The 7,332-nt window shown below is 59.1% G+C and carries 11 protein-coding genes; 10 read left to right on the forward strand and 1 reads right to left on the reverse strand.

Annotation, left to right across the window (positions count from 1 at the left end):
- The coding region (locus A3730_RS09700; RefSeq protein WP_304439485.1) for a flavoprotein at window positions 1-406 on the reverse strand (406 nt) is incomplete at its 3' end.
- A 175-nt stretch (window positions 407-581) separates the two neighbouring features.
- Between A3730_RS09700 and A3730_RS09705 the strand changes: the two genes are divergently transcribed.
- From A3730_RS09705 to A3730_RS09750, 10 genes are all read left to right on the forward strand, one after another.
- The gene (locus tag A3730_RS09705; protein WP_082872321.1) at window positions 582-971 is read left to right on the forward strand and encodes a four helix bundle protein; all 390 of its coding nucleotides are present in this window, start codon (window positions 582-584) and stop codon (window positions 969-971) included.
- 2 nt (window positions 972-973) lie between these two features.
- On the forward strand, window positions 974-1,648 hold the full coding sequence (gene radC, locus A3730_RS09710; protein ID WP_063521167.1) for a DNA repair protein RadC: 675 nt from the start codon (window positions 974-976) through the stop codon (window positions 1,646-1,648).
- Window positions 1,649-1,887: 239 nt separating this feature from the next.
- Complete coding sequence (gene rpmB / locus A3730_RS09715) at window positions 1,888-2,124, forward strand: 50S ribosomal protein L28 (protein ID WP_007149468.1); 237 nt, start codon at window positions 1,888-1,890, stop codon at window positions 2,122-2,124.
- A gap of 22 nt (window positions 2,125-2,146) precedes the next feature.
- Window positions 2,147-2,314: a 50S ribosomal protein L33 gene (gene rpmG / locus A3730_RS09720; protein ID WP_007151127.1), complete on the forward strand. Its 168-nt coding sequence runs from the start codon at window positions 2,147-2,149 to the stop codon at window positions 2,312-2,314.
- A gap of 355 nt (window positions 2,315-2,669) precedes the next feature.
- Window positions 2,670-2,897 (forward strand): Flp family type IVb pilin, encoded by a 228-nt coding sequence (locus tag A3730_RS09725; protein WP_063520007.1) that lies wholly within the window; start codon window positions 2,670-2,672, stop codon window positions 2,895-2,897.
- 12 nt (window positions 2,898-2,909) lie between these two features.
- Window positions 2,910-3,362: a TadE/TadG family type IV pilus assembly protein gene (locus tag A3730_RS09730; protein ID WP_063520008.1), complete on the forward strand. Its 453-nt coding sequence runs from the start codon at window positions 2,910-2,912 to the stop codon at window positions 3,360-3,362.
- Between the two features lie 54 nt (window positions 3,363-3,416).
- Window positions 3,417-4,268 (forward strand): Flp pilus assembly protein CpaB, encoded by an 852-nt coding sequence (cpaB, locus tag A3730_RS09735; RefSeq protein WP_063537335.1) that lies wholly within the window; start codon window positions 3,417-3,419, stop codon window positions 4,266-4,268.
- A 16-nt stretch (window positions 4,269-4,284) separates the two neighbouring features.
- Window positions 4,285-5,433 carry a type II and III secretion system protein family protein gene (locus A3730_RS09740; RefSeq protein ID WP_063520835.1) on the forward strand — a complete coding sequence of 383 codons (1,149 nt, stop codon included), beginning with the start codon at window positions 4,285-4,287 and terminating at the stop codon, window positions 5,431-5,433.
- Between the two features lie 4 nt (window positions 5,434-5,437).
- The gene (locus A3730_RS09745) at window positions 5,438-6,628 is read left to right on the forward strand and encodes a hypothetical protein (protein WP_063520836.1); all 1,191 of its coding nucleotides are present in this window, start codon (window positions 5,438-5,440) and stop codon (window positions 6,626-6,628) included.
- A gap of 46 nt (window positions 6,629-6,674) precedes the next feature.
- On the forward strand, window positions 6,675-7,332 hold a 658-nt coding region (locus A3730_RS09750), incomplete at its 3' end, for an ATPase, T2SS/T4P/T4SS family (RefSeq protein ID WP_197477407.1).

The following is a 7,332-nucleotide window of genomic DNA, read 5'->3' on the forward strand; positions in this document are numbered from 1 at the left end:
GGGTGCTGAGGTCGGCCCACATTTGTTGGTTCATGGCCGGGGCAATGGCGATGGGGGCGCCGGTGGCCAGGCACAGGGTGGTGAGCAGATCGTTGCCGTGGCCGTGGGCCAGGCGGGCCATGAAGTTGGCGGACGCGGGGGCTATCAGCACCAGGTCTGCCCAGCGGGCCAGCTCGATATGGCCCATGGCCGCTTCGGCGGTGGGGTCCAGCAGGGTGGTGTGGACCGGGTGGCCGGACAGGGCCTGCATGGTCAGCGGGGTGATGAATTCACAGGCGCCCTGGGTCATGACCACCCGTACTTGTGCGCCCACATCCTGCAGCCGACGTACCAGATCAGCGGCTTTATAGGCGGCAATGCCGCCGGTGACGCCCAGCAGGACCCGTTTGTTCATCAGACGTTGCATGCAAAAACCCTTGTTTGGATGACGGCAGTCATGGCGAATCTCCCCTGCCGCTGCAGCGCCAAGGCTGCTATCAAGTCAGGCTGCATAGAGTAGCACTGTATAGGAGACGCGGCACGCAGGACGGTTGGCAGGACGCCACATGCCGGATGCCTGACGCAAAAGAGGGAGCAAGATTGTGAGGACGTACGAGAAAATACGGGTTTGGCAGTCCGCCATGGATCTCGTGGTATTGGTCTATGAGGCCACGCAGGATTTTCCACGGAGCGAGCAATTTGGACTCGTTAGTCAAATGCGCAGGGCGTCGGTCAGCGTTCCTTCCAATATAGCGGAGGGTTATGGGCGGGGTTCGCAGGCTGACCGGCTTCGGTTCTTTTATATCGCCAGAGGCTCGTTATTGGAGCTCGAGACCCAGATTGCCATAGCCGCAAGGCTGGCATATGCCGGTGCCAACGTGCTTATTGGACAAACGGAGAAGGTGTTCGCCCAGTTGTCAGCGTTGATCACCCGTATGCAGGATGAGGCGTTTTTAGCGTCAGGCATCCGGCCTCAGGCGTGGGGCGTATAACCATGGCCATAACAGACTGGCCGACGGATGAGCGGCCGCGGGAGAAGTTGTTGGCGCGGGGTGCCGGGGCGCTCAGTGATGCAGAGCTGTTGGCGATTTTTTTGCGTACCGGGCAGCAGGGCATGACGGCGGTGGATCTGGCGCGACGGCAGCTGGCGGGCAGCGGCGGTTTGCGTGCCATGCTGGACCTGAGCCCGGAACGCATGGCGCATTTGCCGGGTATGGGGGCCGCCCGGCGGGCGCTGTTGCTGGCGGCGCTGGAGTTGGGGCGGCGCTATCTGGCGGAGCCCCTGGAACGGGGGCAGCCGCTGGATAACCCGGACAAGGCGGGGCAGTTACTCACGGCGCAACTGCGCGGATTGCCGTTCGAGGTGTTCGCCTGCCTGTTTCTGGACAACAAGCACCGGCTGATCGCCTTCGAAAAACTGTTTCAGGGCACCATTGACGCAGCGGCGGTCTACCCCCGGGAGGTGGTGCGCAGGGCCATGGAGCATAACGCCGCAGCGGTCATTCTGGCCCACAACCACCCGTCGGGCGTGGCCGAGCCCAGCCAGTCGGATCATGCGATTACGCGCCGGTTGGTGGAGGCGCTGGGGCTTGTTGAGGTCCGGGTGCTCGATCATCTGGTGATTGGGGATGGGGGCTGGGTATCCCTGGCCTCCCGCGGAGCATTGTGAAAACGCCTGACGCTTAATGCCGGATGCCTGATGTAAAAAGAGCATGGTGAGTCTTTCTGGCATCTGGCGCTAGCTTGCGGCTAAAAGACGGCGCTTGGTTGGCGTCTGGCTTCAGGCGTTTGGCGTCCGGCTATCTTTTAATTCAAGATTTCGCTTGAAACTTGAGCGGTGGATTGGTATAAAACGCGCCTTTTCCGGGGCTCTACCGTCCCCCGCAAGAAGTTTTACGGAGCAAGACAATGTCCAAAGTTTGCCAGGTGACCGGTAAGCGCCCTGTAACGGGCAATCGCGTTTCCCACTCGAACATCAAGACCAAGCGTCGTTTCGAGCCGAACCTGCACCACCATCGTTTCTGGGTTGAGTCCGAGAAGCGTTTTGTGCGTCTGCGGGTCAGCTCTAAAGGTATGCGCATCATCGACAAGAAAGGTATCGACTCTGTACTGTCCGATATCCGTTCTCGCGGCGATCGCGTTTAAGGCTAACAGAAGGAGTTAACCCATGGCCGGTCCTATTCGTGAAAAAATCCGCCTGGTGTCCTCTGCTGGCACTGGTCATTTTTACACCACCACCAAGAACAAGCGTCTCCATCCTGAAAAGATGGAAACCAAGAAGTATGATCCGGTCGTGCGTAAGCATGTGGCCTACAAGGAAGCGAAGATCAAGTAATGATCTTCTAGCTTGCCTGCCTGGCAGCGGACATAAAAAAACCCGGGATTTCCCGGGTTTTTTTATGCCTGGCGAAAAGTGCTGCCCATGTAAATGGCGTTGCATATCAACTCTGCGCGGAAAAAGCCCGTCTGTCGTCTTTCCGGCCCCGAACAGAGGTTTGATCTACGTCACAAAAAGATGGTGGTGCTAGCTTTACAGGAACGGGATGTTTCGCAACAAAAGGCTACACGCCCAGCGTTGTGAAGTGCGTCACGTTTGCATAGGATCAAATCAGAAGTTCATATTTACGCATATGTAGCAAGTGTTTAATCAGTTTTGGTAACCCTCACAAAGAGCGTGCACGGAGAGCACTATGAGTACTTTGACTATGATTTCCCAATTCGTTTTTGCCCGTCTTTATTGCCAGTTGCCAGGCCGTGCGCGTAAACAGCGTGGTGCCAGTGCGCTGGAGTACATTGTTCTGGCTGCAGCGTTGATCATTATCATTGGTGTTTTGGCGACTAATGATACGGTTAGCGATGCACTGGAAACGGCATTTTCCGACCTGTTCTCTGATGCCTCTGATACCTCTGGTACCTAGGGATTAGTCGGCATGCGGATGTGGGGAAAACAGGCAGGGGCGGTGGCACTGGAATTTTTGCTGTTGTTCCCCTTCGTTGTCGCCATGTTATATGGCGCGGCGGTATACGGCCTGACATTCTTTGCTCAGTACCGGATGCAGGATGCGGTAGACAATGCGGTATCCACCGCCTTGTACATTGATCGTTCTGCGTTACAGGGGGCCGCCTTGGGGGCGTCAGTGACGCAGCGTGCCAATTCGGCGTTGGCCGGGCTGGTGACACAGCTACCGCCCAGTCTCAGGGATCTGGATGCTGAGGGTGCCTGTAATCTGGAGACAGTGGGGGGGGTGGAAATGCTCCACTGCCGCCTGGTTTATCCGAACTATCAGACCAATCCGGTGGTGCCGGCGCTGAGTTTCGGCATGCTGGGGGAGTTCCCCCCACTGCCGGAGCGGCTGGATGCGGAGGCGCGGGCCGCATTCTGATGCGGCGTGCCTGCAATTAGAACCAGAAACACACAGGGATGTTCCGGAGAGAACATGGGATCAAGACTGCTGTATATGTTGCCGGCGCTGGCAGTGGCGCTGGTGGCGTTGATCTTGGCATTGGTGGGGTTAAGTCGTGATCCGACACCGGCGTTGGTGGTGAAGGATAATGACACGGACACCGAATCGTCCGTTCAGGATGCCCCCAGTTATCGCTACTGGGTGGTGACGCAGAGCCTGAATGTCGGGGATACGCTTGATGAAGAGTCCCTGGCGGTGGTGTCTTCCCCTGCCCCGATTGCCAATGTGCTGACCGCCGATGAAAAGGTGGTGGGCAAGGAGCTTCGCCAGTTTGCCCGTCCGGGCGAGCTGCTTTCCCGAAATCATCTTGAACCTGGCGGCACCCTCCCTGGCGCGTTACCGACGGGCTTTCGTGCCGTCGGCGTGGCTGTGGATAATGTGGTGATGGCTGGCGGATTGCTGCAGCCCGGTGATCTGGTGGATGTGGTGGTGGCTTTTCGCAAGGTGGAGCGTGATAACCCGGCGGCACTGGTGCTGTTGCGTAGCGTCCAGGTGTTGGCGGTAAAAGGCGCCATGGCCGCCGCCAGCAGTGATCAGGACCGTGAAGAGCAGCGTCGTAACAATACCGTGGTGCTGGCGGTGCCCAAGGACAAGGTGCCGCCATTGTTGCTGGCGGCTGAAGAGGGCGCGCTGCGTCTGGCAGTGGTTGCCAGTGACGACAAGGGTGACGAGAGCTCTGTGGCCAGTGCCCGTGGCAAGAAGGACAAACCGTTCTACTACAAGGATCTGTTCCCGGCTACCCGAGCGCCTGCACCGCAGGCCAAGCCGGGCCAGCGAGTCGAAGTCTATGAAGGGTCTGACTCAAGGAGCACGTATGTGCGTTAAGGGTGGGTTGATAAAAATGGGGTGGACCAGCTTGTCGGCGTTACTGCTTTTGGTGGTGGCGAATGTTGTACAGGCCGAGGAATTGACCGATTCCATGCGTTTGGCACCTGGGGATCAGAAGGTGCTGACGTTCCCCGCTGCGGTATCGAAAGTGGCTACGTCCGATCCGGGTGTGGCCGCCCTGACGGTGACCGGCAGTAATGAATTGCTGCTGACGGCGAAAGCTGAAGGTTCAGCAGTGCTGTCAGTGTGGTTGCGCAACAACGGCAAACCGTTGCGAAGCACCGTGGTTGTGGCGACGACGCTGGGTGACTCCCTGCCGTTCGGCACCCAGGTGCAGACGGATATTCGTGTGCTGGAAGTGAGCCGTTCCGAGTTGAACCAGTTGGGCATGAGTTACAGCAATTCATTCAATGGTGGTCAGTCTGCGGTGGGCATTGCCGCACCGGGCTCCGGCTTTCAGGTGCCGGGCGCGGTGCCTACTCCGCTGGGAACAGAGGGTTTTAACCTGTTTGGGTTCGGTCCCAACTCGGTGTTGGCCATTAATGCGCTGGAATCCGGTGGGTTTGCGTATACCTTGGCGGAACCGTCGCTCACCAGTCTGTCCGGCCAGAGCGCCAGCTTCCTGTCCGGTGGCGAATTCCCGGTGCCAACTCGCAGCACCACCGACGGAGTGCAGATCGAATTCAAGGAATTCGGCATTGGCCTGAGCCTGACGCCCACGGTCATCGACAAGAACCAGATTATTCTCAAGGTGGCGCCGGAAGTGTCCGAACTGGATTTCTCCGCCGGCGTGGAAACCGGTGGTGTGGCAGTGCCTGGCCTGCGTGTGCGGCGGGCGGAAACGACCGTGTCACTGGCCCCGGGTGAAACCTTCATTATCAGTGGTCTGGTTAGCCGTAACACCATTAACAGCAGCGCCCGGTTGCCGGGCATCGGCAATATCCCGCTGCTGGGTGCGTTTTTCCGGTCCACGCGAATTCAGAAAGATGACAAGGAGCTGGTGATGGTGGTGACACCGCATCTGGTGACGCCGCAGCAGGCCACCACCCCGCCGGTGACGTTGCCGGGCGCCGGCTACCATTCCAGCAGCATGGGCTGGCTGGATATGGCCACGGAAAGCCGACGCGGCTCCCAACCCATCCGTCATGGACTGAGCTGGTGATGCTATGAGTGACCACGACATTGTTCTCTCGGTTGTTGACGATGAAGGTATCGAAGCCTGGCTGGATAGGGTGGTGGAAGAGCCGTTCCGGCTGGAGCAGGTTAGCCGTTCCGATTTGACCCGGGTGCTGCGCTTACTGGAGGCGACGACGGCCCATGTGGTGATGGTCGAGATATCCGAAACGGATATGGACCAGTCGCTGGCCATCATTACGGCCCTGACCAGTGCACGCCCCTGGGTTACCGTGATCACCGTGTGTGCTCGCTCAAACCAGGAGCTGCTGCTCCAGGCCATGCGGGCCGGTGCCAGAGACTGCTTCGTAGCGGGTACGGATGCCGGGGATGTGCGTGAGCGCTTGCGCCGGCATCAGCTGCTGCGTGTTGGGCACTATGGCGACGAAGTGCGTTCCGGCACCAATAACCTCACTCTGGTGGCTTCTGCCAGCCCGACGGTAGACACCCGATTCCTGGCCCAGAATGTGGCGCTGGGTTTGAACCGCTTGTTCCCCGAGCAACGCTGCCTGGCCATTGATACCCAGCCGGGCGAACGCGGTATTTTCTACCTGGATGTGCACAACGAGTACAACCTGGAGAATCTGCTGGCCAGCCCGGAAACGCTGGATGAAACCCTGATTGGCACGGCGCTGGAAGAGTACCGACCGGGCTTGCGATTGCTGGCCGGAGGGGTGGAAAGCGGTGACCTGGCAGGGGACCGTAGTGCTGATTTGTTTATCGCCCTGAACCATTTGATGCAGATGTTTGACCGCATCGTGATCAATGTGGGCACGCTGGAAAGTCGCCATTGGGTGCGTGCGCTGGGCATTCATGCCCGCCACTTGTTGGTGGCCATGCATCCGCTGGTGGATCAGGCCCATGCCGTGCGCAGCCTGGGCAACGACTGGCGCTCTCACCTGGGCCGTGACAGTCAGGTCAGCCTGATTGTCGATGGCGTGGACAGCCATGCGCCACCGGGTGTGGATGAGCTGGCGGAGACGGCAGGCGTACCACTGCTTGGCGGTCTGCCAATGGATTGGCGTTATCGGCTGCTGGCCATGAATAGCGGCTTGCCGATTCAGGAACAATCTCCTCGTTGCCGGTATAGCCGGAACTTGCAGGCACTGATCGGCAAGCTGGAAATGCAGCAGGATGATGTGGCTGGCCAGGGCTGGTGGCAGCGCCTGCGCAGTAATGCGTAATGAGTCATCAAACGGTTAGTGAACGCAACGGATAGCAGGAGCAGTCGTGGCCGGACGGATTGATGCCGAATATCAGCAGCTCAAGGATCGCACCCATCGCTGGGTGGTGGAGCGGCTGGATGAGGAAGGAATTGAGGTCGGCAATGCTGGCCGTGATCAGCTGTCGGATTTTGTCCGCACGGCGGTGGGTCAGCATATTGCCCTGAATCGGGTGCCGCTTTCTACGCAGGACCTCAATCAGCTGGCCCGCGATACCCTTGATGAAGTGACGGGTTTCGGGCCGCTGGAGCCGTTGCTGGCGGATGATCGCATCAACGATATTCTGGTGAATGGGCCGGACAGTGTTTTCATCGAGGTGGCGGGGGTGCTGCAAAAAGCGTCCGTCCGGTTTATCAATGATGACCATGTGGTGCGGGTCATTCGTCGCATGTTGGCGCCACTCGGGCGGCGTCTGGATGAGTCCAGCCCGATGGTGGATGCGCGCCTGCCAGACGGTTCGCGGGTGAATGCCATTATCCCGCCGCTGGCACTGGATGGCCCCAGTATCAGTGTTCGCAAGTTTACCCGTAACCATCTGACTGCCCGTGAGCTGATCGAGTCTGGCTCACTGACGGACGCCTGCCTGGACATCATGGTCAAGGCAGTGGAATCGCGGCGCAATATTATTATCAGCGGCGGTACCGGCACGGGTAAGACCACCATGC

Source organism: Alcanivorax sp. HI0044 (assembly GCF_001634945.1).

Excerpts from the sequence above, each read along its gene's own strand:
- A3730_RS09725 (WP_063520007.1), top strand. The coding sequence starts at position 2,670 with ATGAGTACTTTGACTATGATTTCCCAATTCGTTTTTGCCCGTCTTTAT.
- A3730_RS09740 (WP_063520835.1), top strand. The coding sequence starts at position 4,285 with ATGGGGTGGACCAGCTTGTCGGCGTTACTGCTTTTGGTGGTGGCGAAT.
- cpaB (WP_063537335.1), top strand. The coding sequence starts at position 3,417 with ATGGGATCAAGACTGCTGTATATGTTGCCGGCGCTGGCAGTGGCGCTG.
- radC (WP_063521167.1), top strand. The coding sequence starts at position 974 with ATGGCCATAACAGACTGGCCGACGGATGAGCGGCCGCGGGAGAAGTTG.
- A3730_RS09745 (WP_063520836.1), top strand. The coding sequence starts at position 5,438 with ATGAGTGACCACGACATTGTTCTCTCGGTTGTTGACGATGAAGGTATC.
- rpmB (WP_007149468.1), top strand. The coding sequence starts at position 1,888 with ATGTCCAAAGTTTGCCAGGTGACCGGTAAGCGCCCTGTAACGGGCAAT.
- A3730_RS09730 (WP_063520008.1), top strand. The coding sequence starts at position 2,910 with ATGCGGATGTGGGGAAAACAGGCAGGGGCGGTGGCACTGGAATTTTTG.
- rpmG (WP_007151127.1), top strand. The coding sequence starts at position 2,147 with ATGGCCGGTCCTATTCGTGAAAAAATCCGCCTGGTGTCCTCTGCTGGC.